Source organism: Arthrobacter sp. NicSoilB8, from assembly GCF_019977355.1.
In the GTDB taxonomy this organism is placed as follows: Bacteria; Actinomycetota; Actinomycetes; order Actinomycetales; family Micrococcaceae; genus Arthrobacter.
Map to the genome: position 1 here is coordinate 2,647,787 of NZ_AP024655.1, position 19,852 is coordinate 2,667,638.

23 protein-coding genes are annotated in these 19,852 nt (G+C 67.2%); 11 read left to right on the forward strand and 12 right to left on the reverse strand.

Annotated elements, in window-relative coordinates; genetic code table 11:
• Positions 1 to 5: 5 nt before the first annotated feature.
• The 9 genes from era to LDO15_RS11950 form a co-directional block, all read right to left on the reverse strand.
• Positions 6 to 965 carry a GTPase Era gene (era, locus tag LDO15_RS11905; RefSeq protein ID WP_223979048.1) on the reverse strand — a complete coding sequence of 320 codons (960 nt, stop codon included), beginning with the start codon at positions 963 to 965 and terminating at the stop codon, positions 6 to 8.
• The gene (locus LDO15_RS11910; protein ID WP_223979050.1) at positions 949 to 2,280 is read right to left on the reverse strand and encodes a hemolysin family protein; all 1,332 of its coding nucleotides are present in this window, start codon (positions 2,278 to 2,280) and stop codon (positions 949 to 951) included. The genes era and LDO15_RS11910 overlap by 17 nt, the downstream gene beginning before the upstream one ends.
• Complete coding sequence (gene ybeY / locus LDO15_RS11915; protein ID WP_223979051.1) at positions 2,277 to 2,750, reverse strand: rRNA maturation RNase YbeY; 474 nt, start codon at positions 2,748 to 2,750, stop codon at positions 2,277 to 2,279. Before ybeY ends, LDO15_RS11910 begins: the two co-directional genes overlap by 4 nt.
• Complete coding sequence (locus LDO15_RS11920) at positions 2,747 to 3,835, reverse strand: PhoH family protein (RefSeq protein WP_223979052.1); 1,089 nt, start codon at positions 3,833 to 3,835, stop codon at positions 2,747 to 2,749. Before LDO15_RS11920 ends, ybeY begins: the two co-directional genes overlap by 4 nt.
• Before the next feature lie 560 nt (positions 3,836 to 4,395).
• Positions 4,396 to 4,611 carry a hypothetical protein gene (locus LDO15_RS11925; RefSeq protein WP_223979053.1) on the reverse strand — a complete coding sequence of 72 codons (216 nt, stop codon included), beginning with the start codon at positions 4,609 to 4,611 and terminating at the stop codon, positions 4,396 to 4,398.
• Positions 4,612 to 4,885: 274 nt separating this feature from the next.
• A complete protein-coding gene (locus LDO15_RS11930) occupies positions 4,886 to 5,401 on the reverse strand; it encodes a flavin reductase family protein (RefSeq protein WP_223979054.1) in 516 nt (171 codons plus the stop codon).
• Between the two features lie 627 nt (positions 5,402 to 6,028).
• Positions 6,029 to 6,478, reverse strand: a complete 450-nt coding sequence (locus LDO15_RS11940; protein WP_223979056.1) for a VOC family protein — start codon at positions 6,476 to 6,478, stop codon at positions 6,029 to 6,031.
• Between the two features lie 41 nt (positions 6,479 to 6,519).
• Positions 6,520 to 7,005 (reverse strand): GNAT family N-acetyltransferase, encoded by a 486-nt coding sequence (locus LDO15_RS11945; RefSeq protein WP_223987307.1) that lies wholly within the window; start codon positions 7,003 to 7,005, stop codon positions 6,520 to 6,522.
• A 29-nt stretch (positions 7,006 to 7,034) separates the two neighbouring features.
• On the reverse strand, positions 7,035 to 7,385 hold the full coding sequence (locus LDO15_RS11950) for a metalloregulator ArsR/SmtB family transcription factor (protein WP_223979057.1): 351 nt from the start codon (positions 7,383 to 7,385) through the stop codon (positions 7,035 to 7,037).
• A gap of 96 nt (positions 7,386 to 7,481) precedes the next feature.
• Here LDO15_RS11950 and arsB point away from each other — a divergent pair, with 96 nt between their 5' ends.
• The 9 genes from arsB to LDO15_RS11995 all read left to right on the forward strand — a co-directional run bounded on the left by arsB (position 7,482) and on the right by LDO15_RS11995 (position 14,930).
• A complete protein-coding gene (gene arsB / locus LDO15_RS11955) occupies positions 7,482 to 8,579 on the forward strand; it encodes an ACR3 family arsenite efflux transporter (protein WP_276572919.1) in 1,098 nt (365 codons plus the stop codon).
• A gap of 29 nt (positions 8,580 to 8,608) precedes the next feature.
• Positions 8,609 to 9,031, forward strand: a complete 423-nt coding sequence (locus LDO15_RS11960) for an arsenate reductase ArsC (RefSeq protein WP_223979059.1) — start codon at positions 8,609 to 8,611, stop codon at positions 9,029 to 9,031.
• Positions 9,032 to 9,142: 111 nt separating this feature from the next.
• Positions 9,143 to 10,516, forward strand: a complete 1,374-nt coding sequence (locus LDO15_RS11965; RefSeq protein ID WP_223979061.1) for an FAD-dependent oxidoreductase — start codon at positions 9,143 to 9,145, stop codon at positions 10,514 to 10,516.
• An 83-nt stretch (positions 10,517 to 10,599) separates the two neighbouring features.
• A complete protein-coding gene (locus LDO15_RS11970) occupies positions 10,600 to 11,022 on the forward strand; it encodes a low molecular weight phosphatase family protein (RefSeq protein ID WP_223979062.1) in 423 nt (140 codons plus the stop codon).
• 3 nt (positions 11,023 to 11,025) lie between these two features.
• On the forward strand, positions 11,026 to 12,243 hold the full coding sequence (locus LDO15_RS11975; RefSeq protein WP_223979064.1) for an MFS transporter: 1,218 nt from the start codon (positions 11,026 to 11,028) through the stop codon (positions 12,241 to 12,243).
• A gap of 44 nt (positions 12,244 to 12,287) precedes the next feature.
• The gene (locus tag LDO15_RS11980; RefSeq protein WP_223979065.1) at positions 12,288 to 12,614 is read left to right on the forward strand and encodes a hypothetical protein; all 327 of its coding nucleotides are present in this window, start codon (positions 12,288 to 12,290) and stop codon (positions 12,612 to 12,614) included.
• A complete protein-coding gene (locus tag LDO15_RS11985; protein ID WP_346655955.1) occupies positions 12,611 to 13,228 on the forward strand; it encodes a DinB family protein in 618 nt (205 codons plus the stop codon). Before LDO15_RS11980 ends, LDO15_RS11985 begins: the two co-directional genes overlap by 4 nt.
• A 23-nt stretch (positions 13,229 to 13,251) precedes the next feature.
• A complete protein-coding gene (locus LDO15_RS11990; protein ID WP_223979066.1) occupies positions 13,252 to 13,752 on the forward strand; it encodes an META domain-containing protein in 501 nt (166 codons plus the stop codon).
• A gap of 254 nt (positions 13,753 to 14,006) precedes the next feature.
• Positions 14,007 to 14,930, forward strand: coding sequence for a Gmad2 immunoglobulin-like domain-containing protein (locus tag LDO15_RS11995; protein ID WP_223979067.1), 924 nt, complete (start codon positions 14,007 to 14,009; stop codon positions 14,928 to 14,930).
• Positions 14,931 to 14,990: 60 nt separating this feature from the next.
• Here the strand turns inward: LDO15_RS11995 and LDO15_RS12000 are convergent, their stop codons facing one another.
• The 3 genes from LDO15_RS12000 to hrcA all read right to left on the reverse strand — a co-directional run bounded on the left by LDO15_RS12000 (position 14,991) and on the right by hrcA (position 17,990).
• Positions 14,991 to 15,764: a 16S rRNA (uracil(1498)-N(3))-methyltransferase gene (locus LDO15_RS12000; protein ID WP_223979068.1), complete on the reverse strand. Its 774-nt coding sequence runs from the start codon at positions 15,762 to 15,764 to the stop codon at positions 14,991 to 14,993.
• A gap of 2 nt (positions 15,765 to 15,766) precedes the next feature.
• Positions 15,767 to 16,897 carry a molecular chaperone DnaJ gene (dnaJ, locus tag LDO15_RS12005; protein WP_223979069.1) on the reverse strand — a complete coding sequence of 377 codons (1,131 nt, stop codon included), beginning with the start codon at positions 16,895 to 16,897 and terminating at the stop codon, positions 15,767 to 15,769.
• A gap of 79 nt (positions 16,898 to 16,976) precedes the next feature.
• Positions 16,977 to 17,990 (reverse strand): heat-inducible transcriptional repressor HrcA, encoded by a 1,014-nt coding sequence (gene hrcA / locus LDO15_RS12010; protein WP_223979070.1) that lies wholly within the window; start codon positions 17,988 to 17,990, stop codon positions 16,977 to 16,979.
• A 318-nt stretch (positions 17,991 to 18,308) separates the two neighbouring features.
• Here hrcA and LDO15_RS12015 point away from each other — a divergent pair, with 318 nt between their 5' ends.
• Together LDO15_RS12015 and LDO15_RS12020 are read left to right on the forward strand one after the other, a co-directional pair.
• Complete coding sequence (locus LDO15_RS12015; protein ID WP_223979072.1) at positions 18,309 to 19,160, forward strand: DUF3097 domain-containing protein; 852 nt, start codon at positions 18,309 to 18,311, stop codon at positions 19,158 to 19,160.
• 143 nt (positions 19,161 to 19,303) lie between these two features.
• A complete protein-coding gene (locus LDO15_RS12020) occupies positions 19,304 to 19,723 on the forward strand; it encodes a DUF4870 domain-containing protein (RefSeq protein ID WP_223979073.1) in 420 nt (139 codons plus the stop codon).
• Positions 19,724 to 19,852: the final 129 nt, after the last annotated feature.

Here is a 19,852-nt window from a genome sequence, read left to right on the forward strand (position 1 = left end):
CCTGCTCAGAAGCCGAGCTTGACGAGCTGCTTCGGATCGCGCTGCCAGTCCTTGGCCACCTTGACGTGCAGGTCAAGGTAGATGCGGGCGCCGAGCAGCGCCTCAATTGCCTTGCGGGCGTTGGTCCCGACTTCGCGGAGGCGGGCGCCGCCCTTGCCGATGATGATGGCTTTCTGCGAGGGGCGTTCCACGTACAGGTTGACGCGGACGTCCAGGAACGGCCGGTCTTCGGGCCTGCCTTCCCGGGGAACGATCTCGTCGACGACGACGGCCAGGGAGTGCGGCAACTCGTCGCGGACGCCTTCGAGGGCGGCTTCGCGGATGAGCTCGGCGATCATCACGGCTTCCGGCTCGTCTGTCAGGTGCCCGTCCGGATACAGCGGCGGCGACGCCGGCATGTGGCTGATCAGCACATCGGCGACGGTATCGACCTGGAAGCCGTCGGTCGCGGAGACCGGGACAATGTCCTTCCAGCCCTCCTCGCCGAGGACCTCGCGGCCCAGCGCGGCGACGGCGAGCAGCTGCTCGGTGAGGCCCTGGCGGTCCACGGTGTCGGCCTTGGTCACGATCGCGATGATCGGCTTGTTGCCGACGGCGGCGAGCTGGGCGGCGATGAACTTGTCTCCCGGGCCGATCTTCTCGTTGGCCGGCAGGCAGAAGCCGATTGCGTCGACTTCGGCGAGGGTGTCGGCGACGAGTTCGTTCAGCCGCTTCCCCAGCAGGGTGCGCGGGCGGTGCAGGCCCGGGGTGTCCACGAGGATCAGCTGGGCGTCGTCCCGGTGCACGATGCCCCGGATGGTGTGGCGCGTGGTCTGCGGCTTGGCCGAGGTGATCGCGACTTTTTGGCCCACCAGGGCGTTGGTGAGGGTGGACTTGCCCGCATTGGGCCGGCCCACCAGCACCGAGAACCCGGCGCGGTAGCCGCCGTAGGCTGCTTCGCCGTCGGACTTATTCTGCTTGCTCACGTAGGACTCCCTGTTGGATTGGTGCGGCCTCGTCGAGAAGGTCTTCAAGGTCAGTTTCTTCTTTTGGAACGGCGGCCGCAATGATGTGGCTGACGCGGTTCCGCCGGCCCTCCAGCCGGTCGGCGCGGAGGGACAGGCCGTGGACCTGGACGGTGCTGCCGACGATCGGCACCCGGCCGAGGGCTTTGGCGAGCAGGCCGCCCACGGTGTCCACTTCGTCGTCGTCGAGCTCCAGGTCGAAGAGCTCGCCGAGATCATCGATGCTCATGCGGGCGCTGACCCGGTAGCTGCCGTCGCCAAGAGCCACGGCCTCGGCGCTTTCGGTGTCATATTCGTCGACGATTTCCCCGACGATCTCCTCGATGAGGTCTTCGAGCGTGACCAGGCCCGCCGTTCCGCCGTATTCGTCGATGACGATGGCCACGTGCGTGGATTCCTTCTGGAGTTCGCGCAGCAGGTCGCTGACCGGTTTCGAGTCCGGCACGTAGCGGACCTCGCGGGCGAGTTCGTCCACCACCGGCGGCTCGTCGTCCGGGCCGAGGTTGTGGAGCGCGGCGGCGACGTCCTTGAGGTACACAATGCCGAGGATCTGGTCGGTGTTTTCGCCGATGACCGGGATCCGGGAGTAGCCGGAGCGCAGGAAGAGCGACATCGCCCGCCGCAGGCTGGATCCGGAGTCGATCGTGAGGATGTCGGTCCGCGGCACCATGACGGAGCGGACCAGGGTGTCGCCGAAGTCGAAGACCGACTGGATCAGTTCGGCCTCGTTGTCCTCGATCACGTCGGACTCGGTGGCGCGGTCCACGAGTTCGCGGAATTCCTCTTCGCTGAAAAAGGCCTCGCTGTCCGCCGGTGCGCCCGGGGCCACGGCGCTGCCAAGCCGCACCAGCCAGCCCGGGATCGGGCCGAGCACGGCGTAGAGGGACCGGACCAGCGGCGCGCTGAACCGGACCAGCGCGGCGGAGTGCACACGGCCGAGCTGCCGCGGGGACACGCCCACGATCACGAAACCGACCACGGCCATGATGCCGGTGGCCGCCAGACCGGCGAGCCAGACGTTGTCCAGCATGCTGTGCAGCAGGACGGTCACGGCGACGGCGGAGGCCATCTCAAACCAGATCCGCCAGAACCGCAGGGCGCGCATGTGCCCCACGGGCTGCGCCAGGATCCGTTTGAGCGACGTTCCCCGGCTGTGCAGGACCGCCTGCTCAGCGTCGTGCCGGGGCAGGAAGTTAAACGCGGACTCGGCAGCGGTCAGCACCGCGGCAAAGCTGAGAAACACCAGCGCCATGCCGGCAAGGATCAGTGGGGTCACTGAATCGTCTCTGACGGGGCCGCTTTACCGGTGAAAGCGGTGAGGAGTTCGCGCTGCAGCCCGAACATCTCTTCCTTCTCCTCCGGCTCGGCGTGGTCATAGCCCAGCAGGTGCAGGATGCCGTGCGTCGTCAGCAGCAGCATCTCGTCCTGGGTGGAGTGGCCGGCGTTCCGGGCCTGGACCTCGGCCACCTGGGGGCAGATGGCGATATCACCGAGCATGCCCTGGGGAGTGGGCTTGTCCGGAGTGCCGGGCGTCAGCTCGTCCATGGGCACGGACAGGACATCGGTGGAGCCGGGTTCGTCCATCAGCTCGATGTGGAGCTTTTCCATGGCTGGCTCGTCCACCAGCAGGATGGACAGTTCCGCCTGGGGGTGGATGTAGAGGCGTTCGAAGATGAACCGCGAGAGGGCCACGAGCTCGGATTCATCCACCGCTACGCCGGATTCGTTGTTGACCTCAATGCTCATGCGCGTTCTCCCCGCGTGTCCCGGGCGACGGAGTGCTTGACCCGGTTTCGTTGGACTTCGTCCCAGATGCTGTAGGCGTTGACGATGTCCCCCACCAGGCGGTGCCGGACGACGTCGGAGGCGTCCAGGACCGAGAAGTTGACGTCCTCGATCCCCTGCAGGATCTCCTCGACGATCCGCAGCCCCGAGCGGGTGCCGAACGGAAGATCCACCTGGGTGACGTCGCCGGTGACCACCATCTTGGAGCCGAAGCCCAGACGGGTCAGGAACATCTTCATCTGTTCGGGCGTGGTGTTCTGTGCCTCGTCGAGAATGATGAAGGCATCGTTGAGCGTGCGGCCGCGCATGTAGGCCAGCGGGGCCACCTCGATGGTGCCGGCGGCCATGAGCCGCGGAATGGACTCGGGATCCATCATGTCGTGCAGGGCGTCGTACAGGGGCCGCAGGTAAGGGTCGATCTTGTCGCTCAGGGTGCCCGGCAGGAAGCCGAGCCGCTCCCCCGCCTCAACGGCAGGGCGGGTCAGGATGATGCGGCTGACTTCCTTCTGCTGCAGGGCCTGGACGGCTTTGGCCATCGCCAGGTAAGTCTTGCCGGTGCCGGCGGGACCGATCCCGAAGATCACCGTGTTGGCGTCGATCGCGTCCACATAGTTCTTCTGGTTCAGCGTCTTGGCCCGGATGGTCTTGCCGCGGGTGGAGAGGATGTTGGTGGTCAGCACTTCCACGGGGTTCTGCAGCGACTGGCTGCGGAGCAGGGAGACCAGCTGCTGCAGGACGGCCGGAGTGACCACCGTGCCCCTGGCCACCAGCCCGCGCACCTCGTTGAGCAGGCGCATGATCCGCGGCACGTCGGCGGCCGGACCGCTGATCGCGAGCTCGTTCCCGCGGACGTGGAAATCGACAGCGGGGAACTGGTTTTCGATGAACCTCAAGGCTTCGTCATGGCTGCCCAGCGACTGGACCATCTGCTCCGAATCGTCGAACAAGACCACCTCCGTCCGCAGCCCTGGTAGGGAGTGGGGGAATTCCCCTGCGGTGCGCTCTCCGGCGCTGAACCGGGCCTTGCCGTTCGCTGCTTCAGTCATGGTGTTGGCCCGCGGGCCTCTGGTCCCCTCCAGTATGAATATGGTCGGTCCCCGTGATCCCTGCCGACGGCGGTTCTCACCGTCCGCGGCCGGGGTCAGCGGGTCCTTCCATCTTACGCCAGCGAGGCGCGCCCGACGCCGGCCGGGCTGTGGCGTTGCGCTCGGGGCGTCGGGCCCCCTGCTTGCTCAACGCGCGGGCAAGTCGCGCCGCCGCCTCTTCCAGCTGCGGCGCGCTGACATGGCCATACGCCAGCCGCAGGTGGCGGTGCGCGTCGATGCCCGGACCGGAGGGGAAGAAGGAGCCTTGCTGATACTCCACGCCCTCGGCGCTGGCATCGGCCGCGAGCAGGTCCGCGTTGATGGCGTCGTCCCGCAGGCGCGGCCGAGGCGCAGCCCGGGACCGAGGGTATTGGTGAACGTGTTGACGTGGATGACGTGGTCAGAGGCATTGAACACCTCGACGCCATGGATGCCGCGGCTGGGAGGAGATCTGTTCAACTGTCCCGTCTTCCACCACCCGGCCGCGCCGCAGCACGGAAATAGGGTGCCTCGCTCTCCCGTTAGAGGTAGGTGTTTCCGAAAACGACCCAGCCATCCAGCCAGTGGGCGCCGGTTTTCGGGCGCGGATGTTCCGCGATCCCGGGCACCGGAACCTCCCCGCGGTCCGGCAAGTCAGGCGCAAACTTAATCAGGGGCCACATCAGGGGCCACGCGGCCCACACGCCGCCGCCGCCCAACAGGACGGCGCATGAAGCGACAATCCAGACGGCGCTCATGCCATTCCCTCGGCCACTGTGCGCAGGCGAATGCCGCCGCGGTGCCCATACATCTGGCGGCACTGGCCCGTTGTACTGACCACCCAGACAATGGACGACTCGGGCCTCTTGGCATCCACACGGCCCACATAGGAGTAGTGAGCCGCGTTGACCACTTCCACAGTGGATCCAAGGCTTATTGAGCTCCAGTCTTCGGCAGACACCCACGCGTCGCTAACGTCCGGCAGCGGGATTCCGCGGCGCCCTCCGCGGCGGGATGGTGTCGTCAGCATGCTCATGCCACGCTCTCCAGTGCGCCAGCCCGGGGTCGGACGCCCACGTAGCTGCCCTTGTAGAAGAGCAGGGGCTCGGCGTCGGGGCGGGCGCTGAGGGCCCGAACGGCGCCCACCACGATGGTGTGGTCCCCGCCGTCGTACTCCTGGTGGAGTTCGCAATCCACCCAGGCCAGGACCTGGTCCAGGACCGGGTTGCCCAGGGGCGACGGCGAGTGGTCGACGCCGGCAAACTTGTCCGCCCCCGAACGGGCGAACTGCGCTGCCAGGTGCTGGTGCTCTGCCGGCAGGATGTTCACCGTGAACCGGCCGGCCTCTCGTAACAGCGGCCACGTGCTGGAGGTCCGCGCGGGGCTGAAGGTGACCAGGGCCGGTTCCAGCGACAGGGATGAGAACGACTGGCACGTGAATCCGGCGGGCCCGTTCTTGGTGGCTGCGGTGATCACGGTCAGGCCGGTGGCGAAGTGTCCGAGAATGTGGCGGAGTTTCTTCGGGCTGAGGTCAGAATGTTCCGTCATGGCGAGTCCTTTCGACGCTTGTAGCCCCAATCAACCACCCCCGATGCGGGTTCCCAACCCCGGCTGCAACGCACAGTCGCGCAGCGACACAGCGCGTCACGCACCCGTTGCATGACGTAAGAAATTCGGCCGTGATTCCGGACCTCGCTGCGACCCTCACACGACGGGGGTGTCCGGCCAGACGGGATTTGAACATTCTCAGCACATTAACCCGGTGGTTGGACTCTTTGGCCTGTCCATCAGCATGTCCCCTGCGTCGGCTGCGACATGATGGGGGCATGGAATTGCACTCTGGGCGTCTCCTGCCGGGCGAGTACACCTTGGCGTCTCAGGTACGCCACAGAGGCTGCAGCATCACTCCTGAGGTTCGGCAAAGAAGCCCTCAGCCGCCGGGACATTACCGCCACCTGCAGACCGGAAAACGCCGCCTCCGCGCGGGTGCTGAAAAAGATCGGGATGGTCCGGGTCGGCTTCCGGAAGTCGGACAAACTCGTACGGGGAGAGTGGCGGGATTCCCTGGTCTTTTCCCCAGTGAGCACTTCCTTTCCTCAGTGAGCACTGTAGCGCCGGCGTCGAGGCCGGGGAACGTCTAGAAATGGCCGTTCCGCCCGTCGTCCCCGTGGATACTCACGTCTGCCCTGGAGTGACAGGTCTCCGCCCCAGGGACGCCTGGAACCGGATCAAATACCCGTCCGGATCCGCCACGAGAAACTGTGCGACCCCGGCTTCGTGATCGCCGGCTCTGTACCATCTGGTCTCGGGTGCGAGGAAGAGCGGCCAGTCACCGTCACCGAGCGCGTTCACGAGCGGCTCGATCGACGGAACTGAAACCTGGAAGTTAATCCCGCGCCCGAGTGGACGTTCGAGAGGCCCGGTGATCCAGTTACGGCCCGCTCCCGCCTGTTCCAGCATGACGTGCGCTGTTCCATTGGCGATATAGGCGAATCCCTCATGGATCCGGTGATAGAGGACCGAGAAGCCACACAGCCCGCACCAGAAGTCCAGGCTCTTGTCGAGATCAGTGATCAGGAGCTCCGGCACCAAGCCCGGATCGGGTGCAGGAGTTGCTGTTGTCATACCACGATCTTCCCATTTGCTCAGCTGACGGCGGCCGGCCGTTAGATCTTGGGGGAACGCCGCTCAAGCAGGACGGTGTCCCGCCATTGACCGGGCTGCGGGCCGTGCGGCATTCGCGAGATGCGTTCCCGGCGGCCGACGACCCTGAACCCGTGGGCCAGGTGCAGCCTCAGGCTCGCCTGGTTTTCCGGGAAGACACTTGCCTGGATGGTCCAGATTCCTGCCCGCTCCGTGGATGCGGTCAGGGCCTTCAGGAGTGATGTCCCCACGCCGAGTCCGCGCGCCTGACCGGACACGTAAATCGAGTGCTCAACCACCCCGGCATATGCGGGCCGCGAAGAAACAGCGGACACGGCAGCCCAGCCCAGCACTTGGCCCCGCTCCGATTCGGCCACTAACCGGTGGCCCGGCAGCCGCGAGGTGTCGAAATATTCCCACACCGGCGGCTCGGCCTCGAAGGTGGCCTGTCCCGTGTCAATACCCTCGCGGTAGATCTGCTGAACGGCCGGCCAGTCGTCGTCGCGCATGGGACGAATCGGCACGGCGGGTGGTGCGCTCACAGGGTGGCCAGCAGGCCGGCCGCGCGCTCGATCGCCCCCGGCACGAGGGAGTAGTAAGCCCAGGTGCCGCGCTTTTCGCGGTGCAGCAGCCCTGCCTCGACCAGGATCTTGAGGTGGTGTGACACGGTGGGCTGCCCCAGATCGAGGGGTTCGGTGAGATCACAAACGCAAGCCTCGCCGCCGTCGGCCCCTTTGACGATCGAGAGCAGGCGCAGCCGGTTGGGATCGGCAAGCGCTTTGAAAACCAAAGCCCTCTGTTGGGCCTCGACAGCGCTCATCGCCGGCTTCGCCGACGGCGAGCAGCAGGAGTCGTCGACTGCGGGCTCGAGCGTTTGCAGGGAAGTCATGAACCCATTATGCACATAGATTGACAACGATCGATATAGGTGGTGATACTTCACATATCGATATTGATCAATCTTGCTGAACAGCACAGGAGCACCGTGAGCATCCAGACCCAACCACCGCCACCCGCGCCCGGGGAGGCTGCCGTCATCGGCAGACTCTCCACCCTGGACCGGCTCCTGCCGGTCTGGATCGTGGCGGCCATGCTGCTGGGCCTGGCGCTGGGCAGCATGATCCCCGGCCTGAACACCGCGCTGGAAGCGGTGAAGATCGGCGAGGTGTCCCTGCCAATCGCCGTCGGCCTGCTGGTGATGATGTACCCGGTGCTGGCCAAGGTCCGCTACGACCAGACACACCGCGTCCTCGCCGACCGGAAGCTGCTGATCACGTCGCTGGTGATCAACTGGGTCGCGGCGCCGGCGTTCATGTTCGCCCTCGCATGGATCTTCATCCCGGATCTGCCGGAGTACCGGACCGGACTGATCATCGTGGGCCTGGCGCGCTGCATAGCGATGGTGATGATCTGGAACGATCTCGCCTGCGGCGACCGGGAAGCGGCAGCCGTGCTGGTGGCCATCAATTCCGCCTTCCAGGTGGTCGCGTTCGGCGCCCTGGGCTGGTTCTACCTCCAGCTCCTGCCGTCCGTGCTCGGCCTGCCCACCACCAGTGCGGACTTCTCCTTCTGGGCCATCACCGCTTCCGTGCTGGTGTTCCTGGGGATTCCGCTGCTGGCGGGCTTCCTGACCCGCCTGCTGGGTGAACGGGCCAGGGGCCGGGACTGGTATGAAGGCACCTTCCTCCCCCGGCTCGGTCCGTGGGCGCTCTACGGACTGCTCTTCACCATCACCCTGCTCTTCGCCCTCCAGGGCGGCACGATCACCTCCCGCCCGCTGGAGGTCGCCCGCATCGCACTGCCCCTGCTGGTCTACTTCATCGTGGTCTTCGGCGCCGGCATGGTGATTGGCAAGTTGCTGGATCTGGGCTACGCCAAGACCACCACGCTGGCGTTCACCGCCGCAGGCAATAACTTCGAGCTCGCCATCGCCGTGGCGATCGGCACATTCGGTGTCGCCTCGGGGCAAGCACTTGCCGGCGTCGTCGGCCCCCTGATCGAGGTGCCCGCACTGGTTGCCCTCGTCTACGCAGCGTTATGGGCGCGGAGGCGGTTCTTCGAACCCGCCCCAGTCTCCCTCTGACCACCGACACCTCTCAGGAGAACATCACCATGAGCACCGAAGCCGCCAAAAAGCCCTCCGTCCTGTTCGTCTGCGTTCACAACGCCGGCCGGTCCCAGATGGCCGCCGCGTTCCTCACAACGCTCGCCGAAGGCCGCATTGAGGTCCGCTCCGCCGGGTCCCAGCCGGCGGACAAGGTCAACCCTGCCGCCGTCGAGGCCATGGCCGAACTGGGCATCGACATGTCCGCCGAAATCCCCAAAGTCCTCACCACCGAGGCCGTGAAGGAATCCGACGTCGTGATCACCATGGGCTGCGGCGACACCTGCCCGATATTCCCGGGCAAACGCTACGAGGACTGGGAACTCGAAGATCCCGCCGGCCAGGGCGTGGCAGCCGTCCGCCCGATCCGCGACGACATCAAGACCCGCATCGAGGCCCTGATCGCGTCCCTCGCCCCGGCCGCGAAGTAACGCGCCTGCCCAACTAGCTAGCAGCAGGGGCCGTTTTGAGCCCCCAAAACGGCCTTATGTGCCAGCTAGTTGGGCAGGCGACCACCACTCACTGATGAGAAAGAGGACACCATGGCTTCACACAACACCCTTCCAGTCGCAGTGATCGGCGCCGGCCCCGTGGGTCTGGCCGCCGCGGCCCACCTGCTCGAACGCGGCCTGGAACCGCTGATCCTCGAGGCGGGCCCGTCAGCCGGCGCAGCCATCGAACAGTGGCGCCACATCCGGCTCTTCTCTCCCTGGCGCTTCAACCTCGACGCCGCCGCCGTCCGCCTGCTCGAAGCATCCGGCTGGGCATCGCCCCGCCCCACGGCCCTGCCCTACGGCGGGCAGCTCATCGACGAGTACCTGACCCCGCTGGCAGCGCTTCCCGAGATTGCTTCGCGGCTGCAGACCGGCGCACGCGTCATCGCGGTATCCCGGCAGGGCATGGACAAGACCCACACCCGGGACCGCGACACTGCACCGTTCGTCGTCCGCGTTGAACACGACGGCGGCGACATCCGCGATTACCCGGCGGCCGGCGTCATTGACGCCTCCGGCACCTGGTCCACCCGCAACCCGCTCGGCACGTCCGGGCTTCCCGCGATCGGTGAAGCCGCCGTGGCCTCCCGGATTTCCTCGCCCCTGCCTGATGTCGCCGGGAGGGACAGGGCATCCTTTGCCGGGCGCCGCGCCCTCGTCGTCGGCGCGGGCCATTCGGCCGCCAACACGCTCATCAACCTCGCCGACCTCGCGAAGGACGAACCGGCGACCAAGATCCTTTGGGCCATCCGCGGGGCCTCCGCTGCGAAAGTGTACGGCGGCGGGGATCTGGACGGATTGCCTGCCCGCGGCCAGCTCGGGGCCCGGCTCCGCCGTCTCGTCGACGCCGGAACCATCGAACTGCACACCGGCTTCGGCATCGCTTCCCTCGCGTCAGCCGGCGACGCCGTCACGGTAGCATCCCTTGACGGGCGCGCCCTGGCGGCCGACGTCGTGGTGCCCTGCACCGGATTCCGCCCGGACCTCGATATGCTGCGGGAACTCCGCCTGAACCTGGACCCGGCCGTCGAGGCACCCGTGGCGCTTGGGCCGCTGATCGACCCTGAATTCCACTCCTGCGGCACCGTCCGCCCGCATGGCGCAGCGCTGCTTGCCCACCCGGACAAGGACTTCTACATCGTCGGCATGAAGTCTTACGGCCGGGCGCCGACGTTTCTGCTGGCCACAGGATACGAACAGGTCCGCTCGGTCGCCGCCGCCCTGGCCGGTGACCGCGAGGCAGCCGACACCGTCCAGCTTGAACTGCCCGAAACTGGTGTCTGCTCCTCCGACGCCGGCACCAGCTGCGACGTTCCGGTGGCCGCCGCGGTGTCCGGGCCCTCGTGCTGCGGCGCGCCCGGGCCGGTGCTCGTCGGCTTTCCCACCGGGCTGTCCCACGGCCGCTCCGGCGAAATCAACTGAACATCCGTGACGAGATCCATGGCCGGGTCAACTGACGTCCTCACTGGTCAACAGTTCCGGCCCGGACAAGGAAGAATCAACGCATGACCGAGGCTATGAAAACACCCAGCGTCCTGTTCGTCTGCAGCAAGAACGGCGGAAAGTCCCAGCTCGCCGCCGGACTCATGAACCAGCTGGCCGATGGGACCGTCACCGTGTATTCGGCCGGGACCAAACCCGGCCGGTCGCTGAATCCCCAATCCGTCGACGCCCTGGCAGAGCTCGGCATCGATATCACCGGCGAACACCCCAAACCGGTCACCGACGAGGTGCTGGATGCGGTCGATGTCGTCATCGTCCTGGGCACAGAAGCCAAACTCGGGCACCGCGAGGGCACCCGCCTCGAAGTCTGGGAAACGGACGAGCCGTCTGTGCGCGGCATCGAGGGCATGGAACGCATGCGCCTGGTCCGGGACGACATCAGGGCCCGCGTCCACAAGCTGTACGCGGAGCTCACCGGGGGCTAAGCGATGGCCGCCCCGGCACTGTCCCGGACGTTGGTCGCGGAGGGAGCACCCCGCGGGGGGCTGGCGGCGCTGTGCATCACGCAGACCACCGGGTGGGGCGTGCTCTACTACGCGCTGATCGCGGCAGTCAGGCCCATCTGTAAGGACACCGGCTGGGACCCTGCCCTGGTGACAGGAGCCTTTTCCGCGGGCCTGCTGGTGTCCGCGGCAGCCGGGATCGCCGTCGGAAGAATCCTGGACAGGACCGGGCCCCGGACACTCATGATCGGCGGTTCCCTGGCCGGGGTCCTGTCCCTGGTCCTGGTGGCGATCGCGCCGAACCTGCCCTTGTTCATTGCGGGGTGGCTGCTGGTCGGTGCAGCTCAGGCCGCCGTACTGTATCAGCCGGCCTTCACGGTGATCAGCCGCTGGTACGGAGCCGCCCGCATCCGTCCCCTGACAGTCCTGACCCTCGTCGCCGGTTTCGCATCCACCATTTTCGCCCCCGCCACCGCAGCATTGACTTCCGGGCTCGGCTGGCGAGGCGCCTTCATCATCCTGGCCGCAGTCATGGGGCTCATCACCGTGCCGCTGCACGCCCGCTACCTGAACCGGACCTGGGCACCGGCTGCCCCCGGCACCCCCGAGACAGACCGCGGCGCCCTGCTGCGTGGCATCCGGCGCAGCCGGGAATTCCTCGGCCTGCAGGCGCTGATGGTTCTGCTGTGCCTCGGGCTGTACACCGCGACGCTGAACATCATCCCCCTGCTGATGGAAAAGGGAGCCGACTACGCAACGGCCGCGCTCGGCCTCGGAATCGTGGGCGCCGGACAGGTTGGCGGGCGGTTGCTGTTCGCCACCATCCCGGGGGGCGCCCGGCTGCCGGTCATCACCGGAACGGGCGCCTGCGCGGTCCTCTTGCTGGCGGCGCTACCTGGCCCTATGCCGGTACTGATCGCGGCGGGAATGCTCGCCGGCGCGGTCCGCGGATGCCAGACCCTGCTGCAGGCCACGCTCGTGGGAGACCGGTGGGGAAGCCGGGAGCTCGGCACCCTGCACGGAATCTTCGTCGCCCCGCTAACAGCAGCCACCGCCGTCGCCCCGGCCGCAGGCCCCTTACTGGCGGCGTGGCTCGGCACTTACACGGCCATGGCGTTCGCCATGACCATTGCGGCCGCCACAGCCGCCGTTCTCGCCATGGCCCTCACCTTCCGTGAAAACCGGCGGGCCGCGGCCAGATGAGGTTCTCAACCCCCTGTATTGATCTCCGGGGCCATAATGAGGCCATGCACATCGAACTGCAGACAATTCCGGGTTGCCCCCACAGCGAATCGGCCCGGGAACTGTTCGCCCGCGCACTGGAGCTGGAAGGCATCGATCCGGCGCTGCTCGCTGTCACGGAAATCACCACAGACGCGGACGCGGCAGCAGCGTCATTCCACGGCTCTCCCTCCTTCGTCATGGACGGAACCGATCTCTTCCCGTCAAACGCGGCGCCGGCTCTCACGTGCCGGGTTTATCCAACCGGGCAAGGATTCACGGGACAGCCGGACCTGGCAGCCCTCCGCACGGCGATCCGCGGTCTCGGGCCGCGGGGCCGGGTGCAGCCGTGAGTGCCGGCGGGCCCGCCGTGGAGCCGACACGAGACGAGATCACAGCCGGGTACCGCCGTGCCAACGAAGACCTCGACGCCTGGCTGGGCGCGGCGACGACAGTGGAACTTCACCGTAAAAGCGACGGCACACGGTGGACCAACGAAGAGCTGCTGTTCCACATGGTCTTCGGATACATGGTTGTTCGTGCCCTCCTTCCCTTGGTCCGGGTTGTCAGCCGCCTCCCGCGGCCCGCCGGCGCCGCGTTCGCCGCTGCGTTGAACGCGGCTACGCGCCCGTTCGATGTTGTGAACTTCTGGGGATCCCGGGCCGCCGCCCTGGTCTACAACAGGCGCCGGATGAGCCGGAAATTCGGAAGGACGATTCAAGCCCTGTCACGGCGCCTGGAACGCGAGGGCCCGGCCTCCCTCGGCCGATCCATGCCGTTCCCCGAAAAGTGGGACCCGTTCTTCAAGCCCGTCATGACGCTCCACGACGTCTACGCCTATCCCACGCTGCACTTCGATTTCCATGCCCAACAATTGAGTCTCCGTCATCCGGACGGACCACGCCCGGAAGCAGAACCAGCACCAAAACTAGGCCCAAAACCAGAACTAGGCCCTGGAGCACGATGAAGCGCACAATGTTCTGGCGTTGCGTGGCTTCCGCACTGTTTTTCGGCATTTTCATGACGTCCTGCGCAGCCCGGATCACCAGTGGTCCCGGAACGGCTGTCCCCGTCCCTCCCGCCGTCTCCCCGGATTCACAACGAGCGTCCGCGCCTCCCGTGGAGGTGTGCGCGACGTTCCTGCCGTCAGGCTCGTGCTCACCCTACGTCAGCGTCTCGGGCACGGCCCAGGGCATGAATCTGCCGTGGGTGGCTTCCGGCGGCGTCACCGTGCAACTGACCGCGGTGGACGGGTCGCTCCAGCTGGCGGTCAAAACCCCGTGCAACCCGGCCGGAGGTCCCGCATCGATCAGCGGACACACGCTCCACGTCGGAAACATTGCCGTCGGCGCCATGGGGTGCAGCGGGGAGGCTGCTGCCCAGGAGAAGTGGGTCCTTCAGTTCCTCAAGCGCCCCATCGAGATGACATCTGTCGGCGGCCTGCTCCGCTGGAATAGCGGGCCGGACACGCTGACGCTCAAGGCCAATTAGGTATCAACTTCGTATCGGCCTCATATCGTTCCCGTTGCAGTTCCGGCGACCGGGCCCAAACCCGGCTGTCGTGCCGTGCCCGTATGGGATGCTGGAATTTGGCCGCCCCAAGAGCGCCTGCCCGGTGCCCCGGGCAGGTGAAGGACCGGCGGCCGGCGGACCAAGCCGCCCGCTTAAGGATCAAAGCCGCGGAACGCGGAGACGGTACACGAAGGGACAGCAGCATCAGGCAGCGTGAAGTTCAGCAGCCACCAGTGGGACGCGTCCGCCGCCTCGCACTGGCCCTCGTGCTGCCCGCTGCCCTCGTCCTGTCCGGTTGCGTGGCAACGCCGCAGGGCGGCATCACCAACTCCAGCAGCCCGTCGGAGCTCATTCCTGTCCCGGCGTCGGGCGGCCCCACCACGAGTGCCCCGCTGGAAACGGCCCAGACCGCAAACAAGGCTCCCGTGTATTGGATCGGCCGCAGCAACGACAACGCGTTCCTGTACCGCGAGTTCCGTGACGTTCCTGATCAGGAGAACCCCGTGACCCGCGCCCTGCGGGTGATGATGTCCCAGAAGCCGCTGGACCCGGATTTCTTCACGCCGTGGCAGAACCCGAAGAAGCTGGCGACGTCGATCTCCGGCAAGAACGTCATCACCGTGGATGTCTCCGCCGATGCCTTCAACAGCAACGTCGATGCGGCCATGGCCGAGCGCGCCGTCCAGCAGCTGATCTACACGGCGACGGCCGCCGCGGCCAGCGCGGGCCTGATCGATTCCGGCCAGCAGGTGCAGGTGGTGGTGCTGGTCGACGGTCACACGGATTACGTGGCCTTCGACCACGTCCGGCTGGGCGCACCAACGTCCCGGAGCGCAGGGATGGTGGCCCCCGTGTGGATCATTGATCCGCAGGAAGGCGCGTCCGTGGCTGACGGCTCGGTCAAGATCAGCGGCCGGAGCACCGTCCAGGGCGGGAAACTGCACTGGGAGATCCTCAAGGTCGACGGCGACAACGCCAAGACCGCCTACCTCAACGGCAACGCCACGGCGTCAGCCGATACCACCCAGTCCGGGTTGTTCACCTTATCCGCGAACCTCGGCCCTGGCCGGTACGAGGTCCGGGTGGCCCAGGTGGACGCGAAGTCGGACAGCGCCAAGGAACTGTTCTTCGACACCCGCGGCTTCACGGTGAAATAACCTGGGCCGCAGCCCTACCAGCCGGTAAACTATGCGGTCAGATTGCCAGTAGCGCGCCGGCTACCAGCGGCCGAGAATGTCGCTGGCCAGCACCGTGGCGGCGGGGCCTGCGGTGGACGAGCGCAGCACATGGTGTCCCAACAGGGCGGTGACCGCTCCTGCGTCGCACAGCCGGGTCACTTCCCGCGGGCTGATGCCGCCTTCCGGACCCACGATCAGCAGCACTTCCCGGGACGCTTCATCGCCGGGCACGGCACTTTCCAGCCAGGATTCGAGCACCTGCCGCAGCGGGCGGACGGCGTCTTCGTGCAGGATGACCGCGAGGTCGGCAGCCGCCACGGCCGCCTGCAGCCCGGCGCCGTCGACGGCGGCACGGACCTCCGGAATCCACGCCCGGCGTGCCTGCTTGGCGGCCGCCGTCACCACCGACTGCCACTTGGCGTGTGCCTTCGCGGCCCGTTCGGCCTTCCACCGCACAATGGACCGCTCCGCCTGCCAGGGGATGACGGCGTCGATGCCCAGCTCGGTGGCTGTTTCGGCCGCAAGTTCATCGCGGTCACCCTTGGCGAGTGCCTGGACCAGGACCAGCCGGATCCCGGGCTGGGGCTCATTGGCCAGCTCCCGGCACTCGACGGTCATCTCGCCGGGGGCGACGGCGGTCACCGTGCCGGTCAGGCGCTTGCCGGCGCCGTCCGCGATGTCCACCGCTTCCCCGACGGCGAGCCGTTTGACGGTGACGGCGTGGCGGGCCTCGGCGCCCTCAAGGACAAAGGCCGAGCCGGGGGCCTGCTGGTCCAGGGTGCCTGGGGCGGTGAAGAAGACCGGGTTACTCACCGCTACAGGTTACCGAGCCGGTCCCGGAGTTTGGCGAAGACCCCGCCGCTGGCCGCAAGCTTTCCCTCCGTAAAGTGTTCGCCGCGCAGCTTGGCCAACTGGCGGAGCAGTTCCTCCTGGTGGTGGTCCAGCTTGCCAGGCGTTTCGACCTGCAGGTGCACTTTGAGGTCACCGCGGCCGTGGCCGCGGAGGTGGGTGACCCCGAGGCCGCGCAGGGTGATGACCTCACCCGACTGGGTACCGGCCTTGACGTCGATCTCCTGCTGCCCGTCGAAGGTGTCGAGGGAAATCTCGGTGCCGAGTGCAGCGGCTGTCATGGGGATGTTGAGGCTCGCGTGCAGGTCGTCGCCGTCGCGGACGTAGGTGGGGTCGTTGTTGACCCGGATCTCCACGTACAGGTCGCCCGCCGGGCCGCCGGCGGGACCGGCCTCGCCCTGGCCGGAGAGCTGGATGCGGGTGCCGGTGGCAACACCGGCCGGGACCTTCACGGTCAGGGAGCGGCGGCTGCGGATCCGGCCCTGGCCGCTGCACTCGTTGCAGGGGTCCTTGATAACCGTGCCGAAGCCCTCGCAGGATCCGCAGGGTGCCGAGGTCATGACCTGGCCCAGGATGGACCGCACGGCGCGCTGGACCTGGCCGCTGCCGCCACAGATGTCGCAGCGGACCGGGTGGCTGCCCTCGCGGCAGCAGGAGCCCTCACATGTGGGGCAGATGACTGCCGTGTCGACCTCTAGCTTCTTGTTGACGCCGAACACGGCGTCGCGGAGGTCGATCCGGACACTGATCAGCGCGTCCTGGCCGCGGCGGACCCGGGATGCCGGGCCGCCCTGGCCGCCGCCTGCGCCGAAGAACGTCTCGAAAATGTCCTGGAAGGCGAAGCCCTGGCCCGAGTAGCTGCCGCCGCCGAAGCCGTTGTCGGTGCCGTTCTCGTTGCCGGTGGTGTCATAGACCCGGCGCTTTTGCGGATCGGAGAGGACCTCGTAGGCATGGGTGACGGCCTTGAACCGGTCCGAGGCATCCTCCCCCGGGTTCACGTCCGGGTGCAGGGTCCGGGCCAGTTTCCGGTAGGCCTTCTTGATCTCCTCCCCCGTTGCATCGCGGGAGACTCCAAGAACGTCATAATGGCTGGTCAAAGTGTGTATCTCTTCCTTTTCGTACTGCCGGTGGGGCACTGCCTGCGAGGGCAAGACGTCATCTTCGGTCCCGGGCCCGTCAAGGCCCCAGGATCCTCGAAAGGTAGCGGGCCACCGCGCGGACGGCGGCCATGGTGGTGGGGTAGTCCATCCGGGTGGGCCCCAGGACGCCGACCTTGGCCGTGGCGTCCGGCCCGTAGGCGGTGGCCACCACGGAGGCCTCGGCGAGGCCGTCGTAGGGGTTTTCCCGGCCGATGCTGACAGTGACGCCGCGCGGGTCCTCCGCCATTTCGCTGAGCAGGCGGAGCATCACCACCTGCTCTTCGAGCGCCTCCAGCACCGGGCCGATGCTGAGCGGGAAGTCCACATTGGAGCGGGCCAGGTTGGCGGTGCCGGCCATGACCATGCGCTCTTCGCGGCTGCTCGTGGCCAGGGCCTCGAGGCCGCGGGCCAGGGCCTGGGCTGCCCCGCGGCGCGCCGGCGGTCCACCGGCGACGACGGCGGGCAGCAGCTGCGGCAGCAGGCTCAGCGGGGTTCCGGACAGGCTCGCCAAGAAACGGCTGCGCAGCTCCGCGAGGGCGTCGTCAGGAAGGTCCTGCCCGACGTCGATCACGCGCTGCTCCACCTTGCCGGTGTCCGCTATCAGCACGATCAGCACCTTCCGGGGCGCCAGCAGGACGAATTCGATGTGCCGCACCCTGGCGCGGCTAAGAAGCGGATACTGTACGACGGCGACCTGGTTGGTCAGCTGGGCGAGGAGCCGCACGGTCCGGTCCAGGACGTCGTCGAGGTCCTCCGAGCCCTCCAGCAGGGCCTGAATGGCCCGGCGCTCGGCCGGGGACAGCGGCTTGACGGCCGAGATCTGGTCGACGAACAGCCGGTAGCCCTTGTCCGTGGGGATTCTGCCGGCACTCGTGTGCGGTGCCGTGATGAGGCCTTCGTCTTCCAGCGCCGCCATGTCGTTGCGGATCGTGGCACTGGAAACTCCGAGATGGTGCCGTTCGACGAGCGCTTTGGAACCAACGGGCTCACGGGAATGGACATAGTCCTCCACGATGGCCCGCAACACTTCGAGTTTGCGCGGTTCGCTCACGCTCCACCTCCAATCGACGGTCACGCAGTCGGTACCGCCCGCAGCGTCCGGTTCGCGTCCACGATGTGGTGCAGGGGCGGTCCGCGACTGGACAGGGGTTAGCACTCGACATGCCTAAGTGCTAACCAGTCTAATATGAGTCGCCGCGTTGTTAGCATTGGATTCGCTCCAGGCGTGGCCCGCGGGATCGAGTTTCCCGTCACGTCGGCGCTGAGACCGTGGCAGCCCGTGCCGTGGCCGCCCCATGCGGTCCGGTTCCGGCTCGCGGAGAGTTCCACTGTCCGTCGTTCATTCCAAGAGCAAAGTAAGCGTGTAGAGATGTCGTACCAGAACTGGGGACCCCAGAACCTGTCCGCCCCCGCCAAGACGCAGCTGCCGGAAGTTCCCGTGGAACGCGGGATGGTTCTCGAGGAGGTCCAGTCCGGCTGGGTGGGCGCCGTGACCCGGGTGGAGAAGTCAGGCGGCATGCACGTGGTGGCGTTGGAGGACCGGCGGGGCAAGTCCCGGTCCTTCCGCCTCGGCTTCGGCTTCCTTTTGGAGGGGCAGCCGATCCGGCTGATGCCTCCGGTCCCGAAGAAGGCCGCTCCCGCCGCCGGTGCCGGCCGCACGGCGTCGGGCTCGGTCCGGGTGGCGGGACAGCGCGCACAGGTGGCCAGGGCCAGCCGCATCTGGGTGGAAGGCAAGCACGACGCCGAGCTCGTCGAGAAGGTCTGGGGCGACGACCTCCGGGTGGAGGGCATCGTCGTCGAACCCCTGCACGGCATTGACGACCTTGCCGCGGCCGTGGCGGAGTTCGGTCCCGGCCCGGGCCGCCGGCTCGGCGTGCTCGTTGACCACCTGGTGCCCGACTCCAAGGAGTCGCGGATCGCCGACGCCGTCATGGCCTCGCCGGGCGCCGCCGGCAACGTGCTCATTGTGGGCCACCCTTACGTGGACGTGTGGCAGGCCATCCGTCCCGCGGTCCTGGGGATCGAGCGATGGCCCGTGATCCCCCGCGGCGTGGACTGGAAGACGGGCATCCTGACGGCGTTCGGCTGGCCTCACTCCACGAAGGAGGACATCGGCCTCGGCTGGCAGAAACTCCTGGGGGCCGTGCACAGCTATGCGGATCTGGAGGCATCCCTGCTCGGCCGGGTGGAAGAGGTCATTGACTTCCTCACCGTGCCGTAGCCTGGTGGCGGCGCGCCCCTGATCTCCATTTAGGCGCCCGAGCAAGTATTCTTGAAACGGCGGCCGCGCCCCCAGCGCAGTCCCGGCTATTCCAGGCACGAACCCCGGCAGCAACGCATCACCGCAATCCAAAGGACTACACCGTGGCAGATAACGCACGCGAACACACGGACAACAAGGCTGGCCATGACCAGCCCCCGTACCATGGCGTTCCGGCAAATGCGCTTCCGCTGACGGCCAGCGAGGACCGGCAGTGGGCCACGCTGGCGCACTTCGGCGGCATCCTGGGCTGCGTGCCCTCGCTGCTGATCTACCTCATCTTCAAGGACCGCGGCCCGTTCACGGCACAGGAATCCAAGGAAGCCCTCAATTTCACACTGCCGCCGACGATCGCCGCGGTGCTCGCCAATCTGCTGGTCTTCATCCCCGTGGTAGGCAACCTCTTTGCCGTGCTCGCCACCGTGATCTGGATCGCCGTGACCTGCTTCTCGGTGGCGGCAGGCATCCACGTCAACCGCGGCCAGCCGCACCGTTACGAGTTCAACCTGCGCTGGATCAAGTAGTCCGGGCCGGATCCAAAGACCCGTCCCCCACAACGTCTCCCAACAGCAGAACCGGCCGCTGCCCGTCAGGGCGTAGCGGCCGGCTCTTTGTGTGTCGTGGGAGGGTGCGGCCCGGGGCATGGTGCCGGG